The 21,097-nt window shown below is 51.1% G+C and carries 20 protein-coding genes; 13 read left to right on the plus strand and 7 right to left on the minus strand.

Annotation, left to right across the window (positions count from 1 at the left end):
• Nucleotides 1–17: 17 nt before the first annotated feature.
• Complete coding sequence (locus KVT34_RS14585; protein WP_217559478.1) at nt 18–1,985, plus strand: cache domain-containing sensor histidine kinase; 1,968 nt, start codon at nt 18–20, stop codon at nt 1,983–1,985.
• On the plus strand, nt 1,982–3,613 hold the full coding sequence (locus KVT34_RS14590) for a response regulator (RefSeq protein WP_217559479.1): 1,632 nt from the start codon (nt 1,982–1,984) through the stop codon (nt 3,611–3,613). Before KVT34_RS14585 ends, KVT34_RS14590 begins: the two co-directional genes overlap by 4 nt.
• A 483-nt stretch (nt 3,614–4,096) precedes the next feature.
• On the opposite strand, the gene KVT34_RS14595 is transcribed toward KVT34_RS14590, so the two are convergent.
• The 3 genes from KVT34_RS14595 to KVT34_RS14605 form a co-directional block, all read right to left on the minus strand.
• Nucleotides 4,097–4,471 (minus strand): DUF3139 domain-containing protein, encoded by a 375-nt coding sequence (locus KVT34_RS14595; protein WP_217559480.1) that lies wholly within the window; start codon nt 4,469–4,471, stop codon nt 4,097–4,099.
• 120 nt (nt 4,472–4,591) lie between these two features.
• Nucleotides 4,592–5,008, minus strand: coding sequence for a DUF2500 domain-containing protein (locus KVT34_RS14600; RefSeq protein WP_217559481.1), 417 nt, complete (start codon nt 5,006–5,008; stop codon nt 4,592–4,594).
• A gap of 175 nt (nt 5,009–5,183) precedes the next feature.
• A complete protein-coding gene (locus tag KVT34_RS14605) occupies nt 5,184–5,441 on the minus strand; it encodes an AbrB/MazE/SpoVT family DNA-binding domain-containing protein (RefSeq protein WP_170318711.1) in 258 nt (85 codons plus the stop codon).
• 677 nt (nt 5,442–6,118) lie between these two features.
• On the opposite strand from KVT34_RS14605, the gene KVT34_RS14610 reads away from it, so the two are divergent.
• Complete coding sequence (locus tag KVT34_RS14610) at nt 6,119–6,481, plus strand: hypothetical protein (RefSeq protein ID WP_217559482.1); 363 nt, start codon at nt 6,119–6,121, stop codon at nt 6,479–6,481.
• A gap of 404 nt (nt 6,482–6,885) precedes the next feature.
• On the opposite strand, the gene KVT34_RS14615 is transcribed toward KVT34_RS14610, so the two are convergent.
• The 3 genes from KVT34_RS14615 to trmL form a co-directional block, all read right to left on the minus strand.
• A complete protein-coding gene (locus tag KVT34_RS14615; protein WP_217559483.1) occupies nt 6,886–7,143 on the minus strand; it encodes a hypothetical protein in 258 nt (85 codons plus the stop codon).
• Between the two features lie 83 nt (nt 7,144–7,226).
• Nucleotides 7,227–7,736 carry a DUF6060 domain-containing protein gene (locus tag KVT34_RS14620; RefSeq protein WP_217559484.1) on the minus strand — a complete coding sequence of 170 codons (510 nt, stop codon included), beginning with the start codon at nt 7,734–7,736 and terminating at the stop codon, nt 7,227–7,229.
• Nucleotides 7,737–8,231: 495 nt separating this feature from the next.
• On the minus strand, nt 8,232–8,696 hold the full coding sequence (gene trmL / locus KVT34_RS14625; RefSeq protein WP_217559485.1) for a tRNA (uridine(34)/cytosine(34)/5-carboxymethylaminomethyluridine(34)-2'-O)-methyltransferase TrmL: 465 nt from the start codon (nt 8,694–8,696) through the stop codon (nt 8,232–8,234).
• A 141-nt stretch (nt 8,697–8,837) separates the two neighbouring features.
• Between trmL and KVT34_RS14630 the strand changes: the two genes are divergently transcribed.
• Nucleotides 8,838–9,551: a response regulator transcription factor gene (locus KVT34_RS14630; protein ID WP_217559486.1), complete on the plus strand. Its 714-nt coding sequence runs from the start codon at nt 8,838–8,840 to the stop codon at nt 9,549–9,551.
• A gap of 280 nt (nt 9,552–9,831) precedes the next feature.
• Here KVT34_RS14630 and serC read toward each other — a convergent pair whose 3' ends face one another.
• Complete coding sequence (gene serC, locus KVT34_RS14635; RefSeq protein WP_217559488.1) at nt 9,832–10,920, minus strand: 3-phosphoserine/phosphohydroxythreonine transaminase; 1,089 nt, start codon at nt 10,918–10,920, stop codon at nt 9,832–9,834.
• Nucleotides 10,921–11,059: 139 nt separating this feature from the next.
• Between serC and thpR the strand changes: the two genes are divergently transcribed.
• From thpR to KVT34_RS14680, 9 genes are all read left to right on the plus strand, one after another.
• Complete coding sequence (gene thpR / locus KVT34_RS14640) at nt 11,060–11,632, plus strand: RNA 2',3'-cyclic phosphodiesterase (RefSeq protein WP_217559490.1); 573 nt, start codon at nt 11,060–11,062, stop codon at nt 11,630–11,632.
• Nucleotides 11,633–11,904: 272 nt separating this feature from the next.
• Complete coding sequence (locus tag KVT34_RS14645) at nt 11,905–13,002, plus strand: nitric oxide synthase oxygenase (protein ID WP_217559492.1); 1,098 nt, start codon at nt 11,905–11,907, stop codon at nt 13,000–13,002.
• Nucleotides 13,003–13,379: 377 nt separating this feature from the next.
• A complete protein-coding gene (locus KVT34_RS14650) occupies nt 13,380–14,528 on the plus strand; it encodes a hypothetical protein (RefSeq protein ID WP_254634873.1) in 1,149 nt (382 codons plus the stop codon).
• Nucleotides 14,529–14,721: 193 nt separating this feature from the next.
• Entirely contained in the window at nt 14,722–16,371 is a 1,650-nt protein-coding gene (locus tag KVT34_RS14655; RefSeq protein ID WP_217559494.1) for a spore germination protein, read from the plus strand.
• Nucleotides 16,364–17,470 carry a GerAB/ArcD/ProY family transporter gene (locus tag KVT34_RS14660; protein WP_217559496.1) on the plus strand — a complete coding sequence of 369 codons (1,107 nt, stop codon included), beginning with the start codon at nt 16,364–16,366 and terminating at the stop codon, nt 17,468–17,470. The genes KVT34_RS14655 and KVT34_RS14660 overlap by 8 nt, the downstream gene beginning before the upstream one ends.
• Nucleotides 17,451–18,683 (plus strand): Ger(x)C family spore germination protein, encoded by a 1,233-nt coding sequence (locus KVT34_RS14665; RefSeq protein ID WP_217559498.1) that lies wholly within the window; start codon nt 17,451–17,453, stop codon nt 18,681–18,683. The genes KVT34_RS14660 and KVT34_RS14665 overlap by 20 nt, the downstream gene beginning before the upstream one ends.
• 30 nt (nt 18,684–18,713) lie before the next feature.
• Nucleotides 18,714–18,899, plus strand: a complete 186-nt coding sequence (locus tag KVT34_RS14670; protein WP_217559500.1) for a CLC_0170 family protein — start codon at nt 18,714–18,716, stop codon at nt 18,897–18,899.
• A gap of 83 nt (nt 18,900–18,982) precedes the next feature.
• Entirely contained in the window at nt 18,983–20,332 is a 1,350-nt protein-coding gene (locus KVT34_RS14675; RefSeq protein WP_217559501.1) for a YheC/YheD family endospore coat-associated protein, read from the plus strand.
• A gap of 220 nt (nt 20,333–20,552) precedes the next feature.
• Nucleotides 20,553–21,077, plus strand: coding sequence for a C40 family peptidase (locus tag KVT34_RS14680; RefSeq protein ID WP_217559502.1), 525 nt, complete (start codon nt 20,553–20,555; stop codon nt 21,075–21,077).
• The last annotated feature ends 20 nt before the right edge of the window (nt 21,078–21,097 follow it).

Here is a 21,097-nt window from a genome sequence, read left to right on the forward strand (position 1 = left end):
TCTGAGGAGTCTGCCCGATGAACAACAGCAGCATTCGTACACGCCTCATCCTGCTCATGCTGGCCGCAACTGTCATTCCGATCGTCATCTCCATGATCGTCACGTATTTCTACACCACCCGTTCGGTGGGAACGAAGCTGATTCAGGAGAACGCGAACCTGATTTACCAGGGCAAAACAAATGTACAAGCGTACATGGACACGCTTAACCGCAACTCGCTCTCCCTCTATAACGATCCGGCCATCCTGCTGATGCTCCGGCGGAATGTGCAGGATTACACGAACGAAGCCCAGACCTATACCCTGCTGCAAAATATGACTCACTCCGTGGACGGCATTTACCAGATCTATTTGTATATGGCAAAAACCCGCAGGTCTACGCTGCTCATCGGGGATATCCCGAAGCGCGGCTACGATACGGATAATTTCAGCGAGCCTTATACGACCGGCAACCTCTCTTCCGTCGTGGAGCCCACGCATATGAGTTCCATTTACGGCCTGGGTCAGAGTCCACCTTATTATGACCCCCGCCCCGTCATTACATTACACCGGGCCATCTACAACGTCCCGACGACGGAATGGCTGGGGACTTTGTCGATCGATATCAAGCTGGAGGCGATTCAGGACATTGCCGACCAGCTTTTTAACAAGCAGCATGAACGTCTTTACCTGCTCGACCAGTCGGGCATGGTCGTTTATTCAGGAGACGGCTCCCTGATCGGCAAGCCTCTCTCCGACGCCTGGACGGGCCCGGTTCTGGAGTCCAAGGAAACGCGCGGACAACTGGAGATGAACAAGTCGGTTTATTTGTACGAAAAAATGGATACCCCTTACATGAAGTGGACGCTGGTGAAGGAAATCCCGCACAGCTATCTGTATGAAGGGGCGCGGAGCCTGACCCAGATCAATATCATCATCGCGGCGGTTTCCCTGCTGCTCGTCATTGCGGCCACTCTGTTCGTGACGATCCGGATTACCGCTCCGATCAAAAAACTGATCGGGACGATCAACCAGATCCAGGCCGGTAATCTGACGGCCCGCGTAGACGGCGAAGGGCAGGATGAACTCGGCATTCTGGTCCGCCGGTTCCGCACGATGATGGAGACGATCAACAACCTCATTCTGCGGGAGTACAGGCTGAACATCGCCAATAAAACGAATCAGTTGAAGGCGCTGCAAGCCCAGATCAACCCGCATTTCATGAACAATGCGCTGCAGTCCATCGGTACGCTGGCTCTCCAGCATAACGTCCCCCGCATCTACTCGCTGATCAACTCGCTGGCGAAAATGATGCGCTACAGCATGAACACGAACCAGGAAGCGGTCCCGCTCTCCATGGAAATCGGCCATGTGAAAGCGTATCTGGAACTCCAGACGGAGCGGTTCGAGGGCAAATTCCGCACGGACTTCGAACTGGACGAAGCCGCTCTAGGCATCGAGGTTCCGAAGATGATCATTCAGCCCTTGGTCGAAAATTACTTCAAGCACGGCTTCGATCCGAAGCTCGGACCCGGTCATCTGATCATCCGTGCCCGGCTCGAACCCGGCGGCGGGACGGGACCCGGCGAGGATACTCTCAAACCGGATGGAGAAGCGGGGCCAGACGGGGCCGGCGCAGAGAGCGGACCCGCAGCCGCCGTCCCGAGAAACGCGCCGGAATCCCGGCCGGACGAAGATTCCGCAGCAGCGGGCGCGTCGCCCGATTCCGGCGGCTGCGGGACTTCCGCAAGCCCCGTCCTCTTCGTGGAAGTCGAAGACAACGGACGCGGCATCCCGGAAGACAAGCTCACGGAGCTGCAAGCCGGACTTGCCGTTATGCGCGAGGAGACCGGGATAGACGAAGAAGGCGGAATCGGGATCGGCAACGTGAGGACGAGACTGCGCCTTTACTTCGATCCGCAAGCTTCGCTGACACTTGAAAATACGGACCCGCATGGCGTCCGGATTACGATGCGCATTCCGCTCGGGGAGGATACAACAACATGATCGCATTACTCGTAGATGATGAGAAACACGTCCGCAGCGCCCTGCGGATGCTGATCAAATGGGAAGAACACGGCATTTCGCAAATATTCGAGGCGGAAAACGGAGAAGAAGCCATGGAGGTAATCCGGCGGGAAAAGCCCCAGATCATCATTACGGATATGATGATGCCGGTAAAGGGCGGCGTGGAGCTGCTCCAATGGCTGCAGACCGACGACCCTTCCGCCAAATCAATCGTAATCAGCGGCCACGATGATTTTTCTCTCGTCCGCCATACGATTCAATACGGCGGAACCGACTATATCCTGAAACCGATCGATCCGGATCAGGTCAACGAAGCGCTGGCCAAAGCGGTCGCCAGTTGGAACAAGGAAGAGCATGAACGGTCCCGGAGCGTGGAGCGGAACATCGAGATGAACCGCATCAAGCCGGTCTACTGGGACCGGCAGTTGTCCGGGCTGCTCGACGAGCCCGCGCAGAATACGGGCGCCGTCCGGGAATTGCAGGCCGACTGGGGCCTTCCGGCGGGAACGGCCTCGTGCCGCATCGCCATCCTCAGCATGGTCACGATGGAGACGAAGCTGAAGAACAAATTCGGCCGCAACACGGACCTGCTCTTCTTCTCGCTGATCAACATCTGCAACGAGTTTCTGCATCGCCGCAGCCGCGGGGCCGCCTTCCGCTACTGGAGCTCTAACGAAATCTTGCTCCTGGTATGGGATGAGCCGGACAAGGTCCCCGCCCTTCTCGGGGACATCAACGAAGGCATCCTGACCGCCCTGCACAGCCGGCTCGATTTCGGGCTCAGCCGGGCGCACGCCTTCCCCGACGGCCTCCCGGCGGCTTACCGCGAAGCCCGCGACGCGCTGCGCCAGCGCAATCTGCTCAGCCGCGGCGGCTGGATTCACGAGGCTGTCCGGCCCGAAGGCCTCCAGCCCCGGCGGCTGCGCTTCAGCGATTTCGAGGAGGCGATCCGGACGGCGATCCGCAGCGGCAGCGCCGAAGAGATCTCCTCCGCCGTGCAGGCGTGGTTCGACGGCGTGCGGAGCCTAAGCGCCATTACGCTCGAGCAGATCGAGCAGTGGCGCCACGAAGCGGACACCATGCGGGGCCGATGGATCGAAGATTTCTTCCCGGACGGTCCCGAAGAGCTGCTCGCGGAGGTGCGCTCGGAATCCGGGAGCGGGCAGACCATTGTTCCGCTGAACGAACAGGGCACGCTCTCGCTGGCCGACTGGCAGCAGGAGCTGACGCATTCGTTCGTCCAGCTTTCGAAGCAGCTGCTCAAAAGACAGCACCGCGAGAAGAACGTCATCTACGACATTGCGAAATATTTGCAGACGCACTATCACGAGGAAATTTCGCTTCAGGATATCGCCGGCCGTTTTTTCCTCTCCCGTGAATACATTTCGCGCAAGTTCAAACAAGAGTTCGGCACGAATCTGTCCGACTATCTGGGCGCCATTCGCATCGACAAAGCCAAGCTGCTCATGATGAATCCCAACCTGCGGATTTCCCAGGTCAGCGAAATGGTCGGCTATAGCGACGAGAAATATTTCAGCAAAGTGTTCAAAAAAGTGACCGGCTGCTCGCCGAATGAATACCGGAAAGCCAACCAGCCGATCCTGTGAAGGGCTTGTTCACATTTTTGTCATTTTCTTTTGAACGGCGATTGGGTATAATTAGGCTAACGTATGTTTACTTGGAGGTGCGCTTGGATGTCTCATGCTTTCTGGATCATTATTGTAGTGCTGACCATGTTTATCGTGGCCATCTTCACATCTTCGTACAACGAGGATAAAACCAAAGGCCTGTAAGGTTCATCGGTTATGTGGAAGTAAACGAAAGCCCTGGATATGAAATGATCCCCACCTTAGCAAGCAGAATGAATCTTTTGTTCTGTCCGGCTGCGATGGGGATTTTTTTATGGAAACAAAGAGGCACGGGGAAGTTATCGTTCCATGTGCAAGAACGGAGGAAGCGCATGAAGGAAATCATCAGCGAGTCTATGCAAGCTCTTAAAGAGGAAACCGGGTTTTCCGGTACAGCTCTAGCGGGGAACTAAATGCTTAATATTTTCAACGACCGGCTCTTAGTTAAACCTCCCCACTAGTTCATCGAAGTTGTTCCTTAACATTAGGTTCGATGTGCTTATACTCGTAGTTTTGACCAATGAAACGAGTAACACTTAATTGGAATACTTTATCTTCTCCTTCTGAAGGAAGAATGGAGTAATACTTTTTTGACCCATAGTAGTAAGTTACATTCGGTTCATCCGCAAATATAACGACAACTTGATATACAGGCTGAATTGTTATCTTGCTATCCATTTTTTGGATTTGATGTTCTTCGTATCCTTTGGATGTTAGATAACTTCGTACTTCATTTTCTAATTTTTCAGCTCTCAAATTCATAAAGACAATAATAGACCCTATGAATAAAAATAATAAGCTAATTCCTAGTAGAATAGTTCTTTTTATAATCCTCATGATAATCCCCCCAAGTATTGAAATCATTTCCGCTATCGAAAAAGAAATCATCCAGCAAAAAGGGGCTGATAAAACAGCCCCTTTAATTATTCGCTCTTCCCGGAGGGCGATCGCCAAGGCTTACGGATAACTGACCACCCGGTGCCGCGCAAAACCGAGATACCGCGTACCCTGAAAATTCAGCTTTCCCATATCCCCTTCCACAAGCTGGCCGTACTCCGACCCGCTTATCCGGAACTCGATCCGGTCGCCGCTCTCTACCTCGAACGTGACGAAGTAGGACGTGTCCGTGGAATGGCTGTGCATCGATTCGTTCGAAGCCGAATGGTGGTGGGACACTGCCGTACGCTTCGTCGCGACTCGCGCTTCTACCGTCAGTATCGTCTGCTTGTTATTATGGTTCCACTGCAGGATGCTTTTCACGAGGGTAAATGCGATAAACGCCAGAATGGCGATGAAAACGAGCGGAAACAACGCCGACACAAGACCGAACATCCCGGGGCCGTCTCCGAACCCTATACCGTTTATGTTTATCACGGCTCTCTCTCCTCTCTATTCCGCCGAAAGATCTACCCTGATTTTACCATATCCCCTTGCTTTTAGGGGGTGAAAAAAAGGCGGAGCCACGAAAAAACGCCGTCTCCCGAAGGAAACGGCGCTTTTTCGTCTGGTGTGTTCGATCGTCTCGGTAAAAATAGGAAATAAGCCCTAACTAGACTCTCGGTTGTTTCATTGCGTTCATTTCACCCAGACAATTGGAACAGATGTGACGCTCTTTAAATTCGTTAACATGATCCATCTCACCGCAGAACACGCATTTCGGGCGGTATCTCTCTAGGATGATATGGTCCCCTTGTACTAAAATTTCGACCGGATCGCCTTCGTTCATTTGATATCTTTTACGCAGCGACTTAGGTAATACGATACGTCCAAGCTGATCCACTTTACGGACAACTCCAGCTGGTTTCATCATTGTGCCACTCACCTCATTTCACCGAAGTATAATCGGCTTTACAAACTTTACCCAATTTTTATTCGCCAAATTTCTGCTAATTCCTTCTAACTTCGTTATATTCTTTTTATTTGGGGATACAAAACGGAAAAGATTACAAGATTCCAAAGCACCAGAGCAAAAGAACCCTTGTCCTGCACGCAAACGATCCCAAATATGCCTATACGCCTAGAAAATTTTCCCGGAAAAATCGCCCGGACTCTTTACGCGAATATCGCCCTGCTGCTTTAGGCTCATACAATCCCGTAACGAATCCCGGTGCTCTCCGTTTTTCCCGAATCCGAAATGAACCTTCCGGCCTACTTCCGCCTGTAAGGAGACCGCGTTTATCCCGCGGCATCATCCGGTTTTTTATGTATCAAGGTAAGGCATCTGCCCCTTCAAACCATTTGTCAAGGAAAGGGAATCGTTGAAACCAGCGAAATTGGATAAAGCTTAGTTCCTGCCATCTTCCATAAACATAACATACATTACAACTAAATATAACAGACAAGTGTAAAGGAGGAAAAACTAGGGAGGCAATTTTCCGTTCGGCCCGCTCTCTTCAAGTGACGATCAATATCATTCCGGTAGGCTCTGTTAAAGCCTTATTCATAGTATAATCTTACTAAAAAAAGAATGTGAGGCTCTTATTAATGAAGACTGTTGACCAAGAAATCCAAGACTTGTCTATTAAATCTTTGGAGTCGACTTTTAACAAGCTTTCAAATGCTTATAAAAGCATGACAGAAAAAGGTTCAAACACCACCCTCGTCAAAAAAAGGCAAAACGCCGTAAAAATCGGTTTAGAAAGCCTCAAAGGCAGCTGGAATGGGGAAGATTTTTCTTATGACGAAGAAATCATATTGACATCTAAAGAAGTTCTCCAAAGTATCCTTCCATCTGTCGAACAACAGATAGCAAAAGCAAAAGAAGGCAGTTCTCAAAAAACTTTAAATACGCATCGCTTAACTGCGCTTAAACTGGCAATCGAATCCTTGGAGAACCGTCTTATATAAGACGGTTCCTCGACTTTTAACCAAAGAAAAAAACGATCTTCTAACCGAAGCCGTTCAGGTACAAGGAATGCTTTCTATAATCTATGTCAAAAAAGCGTTTGAGTTCAGATCTATTCAGGAGGATCCTGAGAAGAGGGCTGTCTCCTTAGGTTTTTTATCCTGACATGACTTAAATCTGCATATGCGATAAAAGACTATTGTAATTTTTCATCATGATAATTTGTCTATATATTGATCAGATGAGTGTTATTTAGTAAAGTGTTTCTGTTGTTACAATTAGCAACTCCATTGAATAATTCAAGCAAAGTAAAGATGTACTCAAAAATCATCATAGAATACAATTATATAGACTTACTTCAACAAAAAATCCTTTATTATATTTTACCTATAAAGTAGGCATGGATTTATAATTTGGTATCTCCTTGTTTGTTTCTGGATATTAGTAAAAAAATAATTCCCATAACGACTAATATTGCCCCTGTAGATAAAGTATAATTGGTGATATTCCAAATATAGGCTGGCGTCAAACCTATTACAGAGTTAATATCAAGTGCTGCTCTATTACTAACTATCATAAAAATAAGAATTTTTTCTAACCCACCTAATCCTAACAATGTAATTCCAAAACAACATTGAATGCAACCTAATATAAAAGATCTCAATAACTACATCTCCTTTTCTAACAAAACTAATTGAAATTAGTCTACGCCCTAATTTATTAGGACGTAGACCAAGAAATATCATCTTAATATTTTACAACTGAAAAAACGCCATCTGTGAATCCGTTAGGTAACTTTTTGGGAGCGTTAGCAAACTTCATGTCACTTTTACCTAAATAATGATATCCAGTTTGGTCTGAGTATGCATAATGAATATAACCTCTTGTGTAGTTTATCCATGGTGCAAATGTTATATAACCTCGGTCCCCTTGAGGAATTTGATAGGTTGCACCTACTTGCGATTGGGAAGAAGTAGACCAACTAAAACCTGCATTTCCACGAATATAATTTTTATCTCCCGCATCAACGTTTACAGAAAAAGATTCAGTTGTTTGTATAGCATATTGAACTTGTACTTGACAAGCGGCTGGTTGCCATGACGGGCAATCAACTGAAGGGGTCACTTTTTCTGGAGTACCGGTAGCGGCCCAAGACAAATCATTTTCATAGTAATTCATAACTAATATATTTAAGGGGTTAATTGTATTAATAATATTCTTTCTGGATTGATTTAGTTCACTGTTTGAAAAATTCAAGGACGCATCATTTCTTGCTCTTTCGGAGTTTTCTAATATGATTTTATACTCTGTTAAGCTTAACTTTTTTCCATCCGCTGTCCATGCACTTTATTAGCATTGTCATAGAGGGCCTCTTTACCATCTTTTTTGGCAAATGTATATTTTTCGTCTGTTTTCGCTGCAAAGGTTGTATTTACACTAGAACTAAATAACTTACTATCTATTTCCAATCTACCTCAAAAGGTATTTTTTTACAATTATTTTTAACCAAAAAATGTCCGTTCATTTCAATTGTAAGAATCACATTTAGATCAATATTCCAAATCTTATGTACTAACATTATTTTCTTTTTGTTACTCAATTAAATAAAGACTTCATTAAAAATAATAAAGAGAAGCAGATCCCCTTGTATTTTAGGGTTTCTGCTTCTTTCTGGTTAAATCAAATTACTATAATCTGTCGCACATAATGACATATAGTTATAACAAACTAGATAACCCATATCACTTATCCTTACCGGAGTCCCGGAAAATCGTTCTGGCGGAGCGCCTCGAACAGGACGATGGCCGCCGAATTCGACAAGTTCAACGAGCGGACCGCATCCGACATCGGCATTCTCATGGTCTGTCCGGGATGAGCCTTCAAAATTTCAGGCGGGAGCCCTTTCGTCTCTCGGCCGAACACGAAAAAATCTCCGTCGCGGAACTCGAAATCCGTATACCGCTTATCGGTTTTCGTGGTGGCAAAAAAGAACCGGTTTCCGGCATATTTCTCTTTGACCTCTTCAAAAGAATCGTGATATTCGAGTTTGACGGAATGCCAGTAGTCGAGCCCCGCCCGTTTCAGTGTTTTGTCATCCGTTGAAAATCCGAGCGGCCGCACCAGATGCAGGTAAGTCCCCGTCGCTGCGCAGGTCCGAGAAATATTGCCCGTATTCGCGGGAATTTCGGGTTCAACCAATACGATGTGAAAAGCCATGCTGCACGTTCACCTCTTTCCTCAACTAGTATACCACTTTCCGCTCCGCAATTTTAACACTCGTTTTACGTGTTCTTAATATGACCGTGATACATAGGAGCGATAATAGAGCTAATAACCGAACCCAAAGGAGACCGATTCATGAAGAAAAAAGTGCTAGTCGTAGACGACGAACCTTCGATCTCCATGCTCATCGAGTTCAATCTGAAGCTCGTAGGCTTCGAAGTCCAGTGCGTGTATGACGGTGAGGCCGTATTCGACGTCATCGGCCAGTTCCGTCCCGACATTATCGTTCTCGACCTGATGCTGCCCAAAATGGACGGCCTGCAGGTCTGCCGCAAGCTGCGCAGCCAGAACAATCTCGTTCCCATCATTATGCTCACCGCCATGCAGGATTTATCGGATAAAATCGCGGGGCTGGATAACGGTGCCGACGATTATATGACCAAGCCTTTCAGTCCGCAGGAGCTGATTTCCCGCATTCAGGCGATCATCCGGCGCATTCAGACCCTCCCGGCCTCGGGCGAAGAAGCTCCGATCACGATCGGCCAGCTCAGCATCCGTCCCGATCAGCGCGAGGTGACCTGTGCGGGCAAGCCGGTTGATCTGACCCCCAAAGAATTCGAGCTGCTTGTGTTCCTCTGCAAGCACAGAGGCAAAGTATTGAGCCGCCAGCAGTTGCTGCACGGCGTCTGGGACTACCACTTCCTCGGCGATTCCCGGATCGTCGATGTCCACATCTCTCATCTCAGGGATAAAATCGAGGCCAACGCCCGGACACCCGAATATATCATGACCATTCGCAACGTCGGCTACAAATTGACCGAGCCCGCCATTAAAGAGAGTTTTGCCTGAGGACCGCCCGGAATACAGGCATGCACAGAGAGTTTTATAAGAGAGTTTTAAAAAGGTAGGGCGAAATCATTCGCCGTACCTTTTTTTATGGTTATACAGCTTGTGTTCATACTTCGTGGACTGTCCGGGATAGAAGCACGCATGACTTTCGGGCATCCGGGATAGGCCTCAGCCTCCCTCAATGTCCTCATTCACGCAGCAAAAACGGGACCCAGTGAAGGGTCCCGTTTTTCCGATTCGAATAAAAAAGATGCCTGTCCGTGTACCGTATACCGGAGGTTTATCCGTTGCGCTTGCTGAAATCGTTCATAAACTGGGCGAGCGCCTGGCACGACTCGTAAGGAACCGCGTTGTAAGTCGAGGCTCTCAGTCCGCCGACGCTGCGGTGCCCTTTCAGACCGACAAACCCGTTCGCCTGGGACTCCTTGACGAAAAGCTTTTCCAGCTCTTCCGATTGCAGACGGAACGTAATGTTCATTCTGGAACGGCTGTCCGCATCGACACAGCCTTGATAGAAGCCGCCGCTGGCGTCAATGGCGTTGTAAATCAGGTCGGTTTTGTCGCGGTTGATCTTCTCCAGTGCGGCAAGTCCGCCCTGGCGTTTGATCCAGTGCAGCACCAGATTGATCATGTACACCGAATAAGAAGGCGGTGTGTTGTAAAGCGAATCGTTCTTCACGTGGGTGTCATAGCGGAACATGGTCGGAAGGTTCGCATTCGCGCGCTCCAGCATGTCTTCCCGCAAAATAACGACCGTTACGCCCGAAGGTCCGAGGTTCTTCTGAGCGCCCGCGTAAATCAGGCCGAACTTCGAGACGTCGACCGGACGGCTGAGAATATCGCTGGACATATCCGCGATGAGCGGAATGCTGCCGGTGTCCGGGTAGCTTTGAACCTGCGAGCCTTCGATGGTTTCGTTCGACGTGACATGCAGATAAGCCGTCTGATCGGACAGGTTAAGCGCACCGAGGTCCGGCATGCGCATGAACTTCTGATCTTTCGAGCTCGCCGCAATGGCGGTTTCCCCGAAAAGTTTCGCTTCCTTGATCGCTTTGTCCGCCCACGCGCCGCTTTGAACATAGGCCGCGGTTTGTCCGGCTTGCAGAAAATTCATGGGAATCATGGTGAATTGTGTGCTTGCTCCGCCTTGGAGGAAAAGCACTTTGTAGCCGTCCGGAATGCTGAACAATTCTTTAAGCAGGTTTTGCGTTTCGTTGTTCACCGCTTCGTACTCTGCGCTGCGGTGCGAAATTTCCATAATCGACATGCCGATGCCGCGGAAGTCGACAAATTCCTTCTGCGCCTGTTCCAGCACTTCCAGCGGCAGAGCCGCCGGACCGGCGTTAAAATTGTAAGCACGGTTTCCCATTTTTCTCTCCACACCCTCTGCTTCATTTGATTTATCGCTATGATAGCAGTATTCGCCAGTACCAGCAAGAAAAAATTGCATGGATACGGGCCTTTCCGCCAAAATTAAAAGAAGCTTACACAAAAGGAGCAGATTCGACATGACCGACTCGTTAGAACGCCTGTTCATCGCCGTTCCGCTGTCCGGACCCGTTAGAGAGAACCTGAGCGGCTGGACCGGCAGGCTGAGAGAATCGGGAACCCCCTTCCACAAATGGGTTCATCCCGAGGACTTCCATATCACGCTGAAGTTTATAGGCGACACGCCCCGGTCTACCCTGCCCGCTCTCTCCCCTCTGCTCGAACAAGCGGCAGCGGCTCATTCTCCGCTGGAGCTTACCGCCGCGGGAGCGGGAACCTTCGGCCCGAAGGATGCCCCGCGCATCCTCTGGGCCGGTCTGCAGGGCGATCTCGACGCCCTGCACAGGCTCCAGCGTGATGTGGAGGCGGCCTGCTCGTCCCTCGGCTTCGAGCCGGAGGACCGGCCTTACCGGCCCCACATCACGCTCGCCCGCCGCTATACGGGCGGGCGCAAATGGGCGCGTGAACGGCTGGACGCGCCGGGCGAGCCTCCTTCCGCCTCTTGGACGGCGGAAGAGATCGTGGTGTACCGGACCCATATGGGCCGGTCACCGATGTATGAACGCGCAGGAGCGTTTGCTCTGCGCGGGTGAAGGAAGCGCCGCCGAAGACGTTACGGCGGCCTTTTTGCCGCGGCTGAGCGTCCATGCGCTCGACGTCGCGGTCCGGCTCCTTCGCCCGCTTCCCTATGCACAGCATCCCGCTCTCTTCCGTCCCGTTTGAAAAGCGCCGCCGGGAGATATCCCACGGCGGCGCGCGTTCCCAAAACTGTCGATTTTGTGCCTCCGAATTTATGTTACGCTCATTACATAGCAAGGACTAACGGACTACCCCGTGCCGATCCTTGAACCAAGGAGGCATTCGAATGAACTCAACTAACGACATTGCGGACAAAGCCCGCGCCTTCCTCTATACCTGTTACAGCGAATGGGGCCGCAGCGAACAGGAAGCCGAAGAGCGGTGGCTGGACGTTTGCGCCCAAATCGAAGAAACCGGCACTTACGTACATAGGCCCCAAGAACTGGAGTATGGCGCCAAATTAGCTTGGCGCAACAGCAACCGCTGCATCGGCCGTTTGTTCTGGAACACGCTAAGCGTATTTGACGGCCGTCATACCGGCACCTTCGAAGAAATTCGCGACGCTCTGCTTACGCATATTCGTTTTGCCACGAATGACGGAAAAATCCGTCCGGCCATCACCGTTCTCCCTCCCGCCGGGAAGGACGGAAGTTGTCCCGTACGCATCTGGAACCATCAGCTCATCCGTTACGCCGGTTACGAGACGGAGAACGGACCGGTCGGCGATCCGAACTCCATCCCTTTCACGCAGATTTGCCGGGAGCTGGGCTGGGAAGGCGAAGGCACGCACTTCGATTTGCTTCCGCTTGTTATCCAGATCGGCGACGATGCTCCCCGGTGGTTCGAACTTCCACGCGACCTCGTGCTGGAGGTTCCCCTCCGTCATCCCGAGCTGCCGGGTTTCGAGGAATTACAGTTGAAATGGTACGCCGTACCCATTATCGCCGACATGCGGCTGGAAATCGGCGGCATTTCTTATCCCGCCGCCCCTTTTAACGGCTGGTACATGGAAACCGAAATCGGAGCCCGCAATCTGGCTGACGAACAAAGATACAACCTGCTTCCGCGGACGGCCTCCCTCATGGGGCTGGATACCGGTTCGAACGCGACCTTCTGGAAAGACCGCGCATTGATCGAACTGAATGCCGCCGTCTACCATTCCTACCGCAATGCCGGCGTATCCATTGTCGACCATCATACGGCAGCCCAGCAGTTTCAACTGTTCGAGCAGCAGGAAGCCCAGGCGGGAAGGGAAGTAACGGGAGACTGGACGTGGCTCATTCCTCCGGTATCTCCGGCGACCACGCATCTTTTTCACAGCAAGTATGAGAACACCTGGAAAACCCCGAACTTTTATCACCAGGACAAGCCTTACGAGAAATAATCCTAATGAACCGGACGATGCATTTATAACACCGGTCAGACATCAATAAACATCCCGATTTCTTTGAAACCATGCTTCCCGCAACCTATTGAGTCTCTTTACGCAAAAAGCCTGCGCTTCATGCACAGGCTTTTTTTTGCTTGGCTTGGCCTAAGGCATCCATAGCAAGACCATGACAATTTTTGGTAATTCAATGACTTTAACCATTCATTATATTGTAATTGGGAATATTTTCAAACTAAGATACGGATGTATGAAATTCATTCAAAAGGAAGGAGGTTCGTTTAGTCGATTAAAAAACGCTGCCACAGATGACAGGACAAACTATTATCTACATAAGCAAGCCAAATAAACCGACACGGTTAGGAGTGTATAGGATGAGACAACGCTTGATGAACACGGCCAGTCTATTCATGATGATCTGTGCAATTCTATTAGTACCAAGTAACGCCTTTGCCGCTTACACCCTAGGTACGGAAACACCTTTTCCAACTCCATCAGTCAAGGAATCTTATACCTCGGGCGATGTTACTTTTTACAAAACGGGGCATCCCGTATTCGTTTCAAACGCGCCGGAATCCATCTACGATCATCAAGTAAACAAGACGTTATACCGGGACACCGTGAATGGCACGTTTAGATTTTGGTCCTCCCACCGAAATATGACGACCGGAAACATCAAATTTTTTCTGTACGTCAAAAATCCGTCTGCCACGAACTCCGTTAAATTGTACTTAATAAAGGAGGGTTATGGAGATTCCAATGCGGGCGGGGATGTTACGAAAGCGGCTTCTACGGCCACTACGGGCTTTATGAGCAATAATGCCGGCGGAACCTATCTGGCAACTATTGCGCCGGGTCAAGGATACGCTTATGAATACTCCGCGGCGGGAGGAATTTCAAGTCAGAAAGCGATTGTACATATCGCGGATTTCAGAGCAGTGGATGTGACTACGGGCAGCGACGCCGATGTGAAAATTTCAGATCTATCCACAAATACGGGAACGACGAATTTAGCCGCCTACGCCAATACGGCAACCATTGCCTCGACCAACTACAATGCCAAAACAAAGGACGATTATCGGGGTTTGCTGCAATACTCGGGAAGAACTGCGGATATCAATCTTACCTTAACGAGCGCCGCACCTGCCAAATTTATTACGCAAAGCGACGATGGCGGGTATACGAATGAACAAGATATTCTCCTGTCCAGATGGGATGTCGACGGAAACCCGCAAGATCAAGCCCCCGCATCCTTCAACGGTAAAATCAGGGGCGCTTACTGGTGTACGGATTATACGTACCGCATTAACATTACCAATTACAGCGGCCTTCCGAATGTGTATACCTTGTATGGCAGCAGAACCAGCGGCGCGTTTGTCAATTATAAAATCAGTACAGTGACTAATCGCCATGTAGATAAGGGGAATGGCATTGTCATTAACGATACGCCGACTTATACGCTTCATACGATCGTTCAACCTTCCAACAACCTGCCTTTATCCCTGGACTTTGTTGCCCAGTAAATCATAAAGATTAACGAAGAAAAAGCGGAAAATTTCCGCTTTTTTCTTATTTTGTTGAACGGCTTGCCCGCCTCCCTATGAATGAAAGCGGCTGGAATGATCAATATTAAGCCCCATATATAAGTGATTTTTCCTGGTTGAGGAACGAACGTCCGGTTCGGTCCCTTAACCCGCCCAAGAAAGGAGGAGACCGATGATGTGGAATTGGATGAAAAACCGCAAAACCGGCAGCCCCGTGACCGAGCCGCGAATACTGGTGCCGAGCCTTTATATAGAAGATATATTAAGCGGCAAGCAGCTTTCCACGGGAATCGAGGAAAATCTGAAGCTTCTTCAGGATGTTCTTCAGTACAACGATGATTTGACCGTTCGCCGTTTTCAATTGTTCGAAGGGACTTCCGCCGCTCTTGTGTTCTTCTCCTCTTTTGTGGACCAGGAGATGATCCGTTCTTATTTGATTAAGCCCCTTATGACGCATACGGAGCAGGAAGATTTGATTGTCGATGCCGAATCGCTGGCCTCCTACCTGACGGAGAAGGTCATTCAGGTAAGCCGGATCACGGAGGAACAAGCCCTTGATCGGATCATCGACGAATTGACCATGGGAGTAACCGTGCTGCTTGTGGACGGAATCGCGGCGGCCTTCCTTGCGGATACAAGGAAGATCGAAAAACGCTCGATTGAGCAGCCGCAGACCGAGCAGGTAATCCGCGGTCCCCGGGAAGGTTTCATCGAGCATTTACAGACCAATCTCGCCCTGATCCGCTATAGGCTGCAAACCGCTGATTTCCGGGTACATACCATGCACATCGGGCGTGTGACGAAGTCGAAAGTGGCGCTCTGCTACATTCAGGGAATTACCCGTCCGGCACTGGTCCATGAAGCCAAGAAGCGCCTGGCCGCCATCGATACGGATTCCATCCTGGATGCCGGGTATATCGAGCAGTTCATCGAGGATCATCCGCTCTCGCCTTTTCCTCAGATTCAGAATACGGAGCGCCCCGACAAGACCGTCGCCGCGCTTTTGGAAGGCAAGTTCGTCATTATGGTCGACGGGTCCCCCTTTGCGCTTATCGCGCCGACTGTGTTCAGCCAGTTTTACCAGACTGTAGACGATTACACGGAGCGGTTCCTGATCGGCAGTATGATCCGGTTCATCCGGCTGATTGCGCTGCTTTTTTCCCTGGTGTTCCCCTCGCTTTACGTGGCGGTAATTTCCTTTAATCCCGAAGTCATCCCGACGGACTTTGCCGTGGCGGTAGCCGGCTCCAGAGCGGGGGTTCCTTACCCGGCCATGATCGAAGTCCTCCTGATGGAAATCTCTATGGAAGTGCTGCGCGAGGCCACCATCCGCCTGCCCCAGCTTATCGGCGGGGCGCTTTCCATCGTTGGCGTCCTGGTTATCGGCCAGGCGGCCGTATCCGCAGGTTTCTCCAGCCCGATTACGGTCGTCATCATCGCCATGACCACCGTCGGCTCTTTCGCCACGCCGGCTTACAACGCCGCCATCGCTCTGCGGATGCTCCGGTTTCCGCTTGTTGTGCTTGCCGGCTCCTTCGGGCTGTACGGCATCATGTTCGGGATGATTCTGATTACCAATCATCTGCTCAGTATCCGCTCGTTCGGCGTTCCCTATATGACTCCGATCACCCCTTTTAACGCGCAGGAATGGAAAGATACGCTGCTGCGCGGACCGATTTGGTGGATGAGCGACAGGCCGGGGCATCTAAAATCGCTTCGGACTAAAAGGCGCAAGCATACTGACCGGTATTACCGGTCGCCGTCCTATTCCTGGGACAAGGTTCCCGAAGACCCGGACCAAGGGGGTGCGCCGGATGAATGACCAGCGCTTAACGAACTGGCAGGCCATGTGCATACTCATCAGCACAATAGCCGGGGTCGGCGTGCTTCCCCTGCCGAGACTGGCCGTTACCGCAGGCGAATCGGCCGCGCCGCTCGTCACGGTCGGGGGCATCCTGCTGGGCGCCCTGCTTGTCATGCTCTGGTCCTTGCTCGGGATGCGGTTTCCGGATCTGTCTCCCGTAGCTTACAGCAAGCTGATACTCGGCAAATGGGCGTCCGGCGTGCTGTTATTCGTCATCGCGCTGTTCTATCTCGTCGCGACGGCCTTTTCCTTCCGGGAATTCAGCGAAGTAACCGGAACCTTCGTTCTGCGGCGCACACCGCTTGAAGTGATCCTGTTCATGATGCTGCTGCTCGTTGTGATATCCGCGCGCAAGGATATTTACTCGTTTACGCTGATCCACGCTTTCTATACTCCCTTCGTGATAGGTCCCGTCGTGTTTATGATGATACTCTCGTTCAGTGAAGTGGAGCTGCTGAATTTGCGGCCCTTCACGACAAATCCGGACTTCACGTTCTGGGTCGGCTCTCTGGGCATCACCACCCTGTTCCGGAACGTGGTGATCTACACTTTTATCGTACCGCGCATGAGAAACCCGCAGAAAGCGCTCAAGGTCGGGTTAACCGGAACGGCGATTTCCGGAGGACTATATCTGGTGATCGTAATCACTACGGTCGGCGTTTTCGGGACGGAGGAGATCAAACGGCTCGTCTGGCCCACTCTGGAGCTTGGACGGGCGACGATCGTTCCCGGAGAATTTCTGGAGAGAATGGACGCCCTCTTCCTCGTCACATGGATTATTTCGGTCTTTAATTCTCTCCTGAGCGGGTACTACCTGATTCTTCTCATTATAAAAGAAAAATTAGGGCTCAAAGATCACCGTATGCTGGCGACTTTCCTGATGCCGTTTATGTTTCTGGCGGCCATGATGCCGCAGAATGTGATTCAGCTGTACAGGTTGAGTACTCATATTCTCCCGTGGGGACTGATCGCCATGATCATCATTCCGTCTGCTCTGCTGGTGGTAGCGGGCATACGCGGCAAAGGAGGCGTCGCCCATGCACCCGATAAGGGCTAGGCTGCCGCTTCTTCTGCTGACCGTACCGCTGTTGTCTTTACTCCTTGCCGGATGCTGGGATCAGCAGGAAGTCGAAGACCGGGCCCTCATTCTCGGCATGGCCATAGACCGGACGGAAAATCCGGCCAATATGGAGAGCAAAGACCGGGTTAATCATCTGGAGCGCAATCCGATCCCGGCCGACAAAATGATCCGCGTGACCGCTTCTATTGCCGTGCCCGGCCGCATCCCGCTGGGCCCCGGCGAAGGCGGAGGAGGCAGCGGCGGACAAGGCACAACCAAGCCGGTCTGGGTCGTGTCCGTGTACGGTCATACAGTCAACGACGCCTTGAACAACCTGCAGCAGCAGATTGCCGACCCCAAATTTCTGATCCATCTGCGGGTGATAGTCGTCAGCGAAGAAGTTGCCTACGATACCCTTGAACACATCAACGATTATTTCCGCCGCGATTCCGAGGTGCGGAGAAGAACATGGCTCCTTATTTCCAAAGGCGAGGCCGCCCGCTTCCTTAACGTGGCCCCTCCCCTGGAAAGAGTCCCGACGCTCTATGTTCTGGCCATGCTCGATAAATCGGTCCACCTCGGCAAGTTTCCACGGGATTATATCGGGACGTTCTGGAGCACCCAGTCCAAGCAGGGGCAGGAAGGTTATCTTCCTTATGTCGATATACGCCGGAACGAGAACATCCTGATCGGGGGCATGGCGCTTTTCCGCAACAATAAAATGGTTGGAACTTCCGAACCTCTGGAAATCGGAGCCTTTATGGCCGTACAAGCGATGAATCCGGGAGGCTATTCCCCGCTTGTGGATGTGCCCGGAATAGGTCCGGTTATGGCAACGACTACACTAAGAAAATCGAGGCTTGATCTGGAGATGAAGAACGGTTCTCCCCGTTTCAAAGTGATGATCTATCTGGAGCAGGATCTGGAAGAGAAGTACTTTGAAGACAGCGTAATCGACGAAAAGGCCATCTCCAAAATCGAAGAAACGATAAGTAAAGAAGCGAACCAAATCATCCTAAACTTTATCCGGAAAACACAGCGGATGAAATCGGATATCTTCGGCTTCGGGGAGCACATCCGGGCGAAAGAGCACGCCTACTGGTCCGCCCGCATCGGTTCGAAAGAAAAATGGGAAACCCATTATGCCGATCTCCCCGTCGAGGTTCAGACCACGGTCCGTATCAACCGGACCGGCATGCAGTTCAGATAGGAGGCGGTTTTCATCCTAAAAATCAACTTTTTGCATTATCTCGGAGGTTTTTTTGCGGTATCGGGACTGATGCTCCTCTGGATCGACAAGCGGATATATGCCGTAAGCGGCTGGCACAAGGAAAAGACGTTTACGCTGTGGCTGGGGATCGTGCAGTTGGCGCTTGGCCTCCTATCGCTGGCCGTTCATTATTTTCTCCGGTATTCCGTCTGGTAAATCCGCGGCATCGTACAGGCACACCAATCCTCCCCTTCTAATAAAATGCTTGCAGGAGATTCGTTTGGAGAAGGGGATTATATATGGCCAAACAGGTTCCGTCCCGCAAAAGGCGGCAAGCTTCACCACTTCCGGCGGGACTGCTCCGGGTGGATCCGCGATCCTCCGGAAGCAAAACCCCGCCCCCCGGCGGCTCAACGGGACCGGAGGAAGCAATCTCCACCGCCCCGGATACCGCCGAAAGCCAGCTGCACCATTTCGAAGAGACCGGCCGTATCGACGGGTTGACCGAAGATGAACTTCGTGAGGCACAAATCCATGCGAAAACGGGCCTTTCCAACCCGCTGATCGGCGTACTCGTTAAAACGCTTCAACCCTCCTCACCCAACCTGTTTGGAGGAATCACCGCTTTTTGCAAAGAGCTGGACGAAGCGAGCAAGGAGCAGGGAGCCCGCGTGTTTTTCTTCTCCGTTGACGGCATCAAGCCCGGAAGCTCGCGAATAAACGGCTGGCACTATGACTTCGGGAGCTGGAGAAAAGAAACTTTCCCGATGCCTTCCGTGATTTATAACCGGCTCACCTCGCGCGTTCTGGAAAATCGGCCGAAGGTCCAGCAATTTTTCCGGGATGCCAAAGCAAACTACGGCGCCAAAGTGTTTAACGAGAAATATTTGAACAAAACGGAAGTGTTTCAAGCATTAAAAGACGAAGCGGCGTGCAAAAGCTTTCTTCCCGAATCGCATCTCTTCAAAAACTATGCCATGCTGCAGTCTATGTGCAAAAAGTACAACACCGTCTTCCTCAAGCCCGTGCTAGGAAGTCTCGGCAAAGGCATCCTGCGCATCTCTGCGCTGGAAGGAGGGTCATACAGTTGTGAAATCCCTACACTGAACGGCACGAGCCGCAAAGTGTACCCGAGTCTGCTGAATCTGTTCAACGCCCAGGCCGGGAAGCTGAAAACGAGCCGCTACCAGATCCAGCAGGGGCTTCAGCTCGTGCAGGTCGGCGGTCGTCCCGTCGATTTCCGCGCCCTGGTCCAGAAGGACCAGTCGGGAGAATGGGCAATCACGTCCGTCGTTGCCCGGATTGCGGGGGCTAATCACTTCGTCTCCAACCTGGCCCGCGGCGGATCGCTCAGCACGGTGAAGGAAGCGCTCGCCCGCACCTCTCTGCCGGCCGCGGACCACAAGAAGATTTCGGCGCAGATCCGCAAAGCGGCCCTTGCCGTAGCCGAAGGCATTCAGACGAATATTCCCGCTCTGTTCGGCGAGCTCGGGGTCGATCTGGCTGTCGATACCGGTGGGAGGGTGTGGCTGCTGGAAGTCAACTCGAAGCCGTCGAAGAACGACAATACCTCGCTGGACGGGGGCAATAAAATCAGGCCGTCCGTCCGCAGGGTCATCCGCTATTCCAAGTATTTGGCGAATCATTAACGCAAACGCTAGAAAACCCGAGACAAATCGAGCATAATGGAGAGAAAAAAGAATGAAAGGTTTCTCATCCGCCCAGCAGTTCCTTTCTGGCTATTTCTAATAGTTTTCTAATTAAACGGCGCAAACCCAGACGAGGTCTGGGTTTGCGCTTTTTTATCCAATTAACCCCATCTTTGTGTGTGCTATACTGAGACACATCACGAGATGGAGGTACAAGACATTGAAAAAACAACTAGGAAAGAAACTCATCATCGCAAGTCTGAGCGCCGCAATCGCCCTCTCGGGAGGACTTACTGCTCTTCCTCAGCAATCGCACGCCGCCGTTTCTTCTTCCGCCTTTAAATCCAAAGCGGACAAGATTATCAAACTCGGCAACAAATACCTCGGCAGACCTTACAAATTCGGAGCCAAGACAGGCAACACCAGCTCCTTCGACTGCTCTTCTTTCGTTCAATATGTATATCAGCAAAACGGCATTAAACTTGCCCGCGGCGCACGCGATCAGTCCAAAAACGGGACAAAGATCAAACGCAGCGAACTGAAACCCGGAGATCTTGTTTTCTTCTCTACCAGAGCAACAACGAAATACTCCGCCAGCTCCGTTAAACGCATCGGTCACGTCGGGATTTATGCCGGCAATAATAAAGTCCTGCACACTTACGGAGAAGGAGGCGTCAAATACAGCAACATGGGTTCCGGCTGGTGGGACGACCACTACGTGACTGCAGTAAGAGTGATTAAATAACTTGCACCACTTACACAATC

Origin of the sequence: Paenibacillus sp. GbtcB18 (genome assembly GCF_019091125.1) — a bacterium.
Lineage (GTDB): Bacteria > Bacillota > Bacilli > Paenibacillales > NBRC-103111 > Paenibacillus_F > Paenibacillus_F chitinolyticus.

What these genes read in the sequence shown, in the direction of transcription:
- KVT34_RS14585 (WP_217559478.1), top strand. Translation starts at nt 18, where the DNA reads ATGAACAACAGCAGCATTCGTACACGCCTCATCCTGCTCATGCTGGCC.
- KVT34_RS14590 (WP_217559479.1), top strand. Translation starts at nt 1,982, where the DNA reads ATGATCGCATTACTCGTAGATGATGAGAAACACGTCCGCAGCGCCCTG.
- KVT34_RS14595 (WP_217559480.1), bottom strand. Translation starts at nt 4,471, where the DNA reads ATGAGGATTATAAAAAGAACTATTCTACTAGGAATTAGCTTATTATTT.
- KVT34_RS14605 (WP_170318711.1), bottom strand. Translation starts at nt 5,441, where the DNA reads ATGAAACCAGCTGGAGTTGTCCGTAAAGTGGATCAGCTTGGACGTATC.
- KVT34_RS14610 (WP_217559482.1), top strand. Translation starts at nt 6,119, where the DNA reads ATGAAGACTGTTGACCAAGAAATCCAAGACTTGTCTATTAAATCTTTG.
- trmL (WP_217559485.1), bottom strand. Translation starts at nt 8,696, where the DNA reads ATGGCTTTTCACATCGTATTGGTTGAACCCGAAATTCCCGCGAATACG.
- KVT34_RS14630 (WP_217559486.1), top strand. Translation starts at nt 8,838, where the DNA reads ATGAAGAAAAAAGTGCTAGTCGTAGACGACGAACCTTCGATCTCCATG.
- serC (WP_217559488.1), bottom strand. Translation starts at nt 10,920, where the DNA reads ATGGGAAACCGTGCTTACAATTTTAACGCCGGTCCGGCGGCTCTGCCG.
- thpR (WP_217559490.1), top strand. Translation starts at nt 11,060, where the DNA reads ATGACCGACTCGTTAGAACGCCTGTTCATCGCCGTTCCGCTGTCCGGA.
- KVT34_RS14645 (WP_217559492.1), top strand. Translation starts at nt 11,905, where the DNA reads ATGAACTCAACTAACGACATTGCGGACAAAGCCCGCGCCTTCCTCTAT.
- KVT34_RS14650 (WP_254634873.1), top strand. Translation starts at nt 13,380, where the DNA reads ATGAGACAACGCTTGATGAACACGGCCAGTCTATTCATGATGATCTGT.
- KVT34_RS14655 (WP_217559494.1), top strand. Translation starts at nt 14,722, where the DNA reads ATGATGTGGAATTGGATGAAAAACCGCAAAACCGGCAGCCCCGTGACC.
- KVT34_RS14660 (WP_217559496.1), top strand. Translation starts at nt 16,364, where the DNA reads ATGAATGACCAGCGCTTAACGAACTGGCAGGCCATGTGCATACTCATC.
- KVT34_RS14665 (WP_217559498.1), top strand. Translation starts at nt 17,451, where the DNA reads ATGCACCCGATAAGGGCTAGGCTGCCGCTTCTTCTGCTGACCGTACCG.
- KVT34_RS14675 (WP_217559501.1), top strand. Translation starts at nt 18,983, where the DNA reads ATGGCCAAACAGGTTCCGTCCCGCAAAAGGCGGCAAGCTTCACCACTT.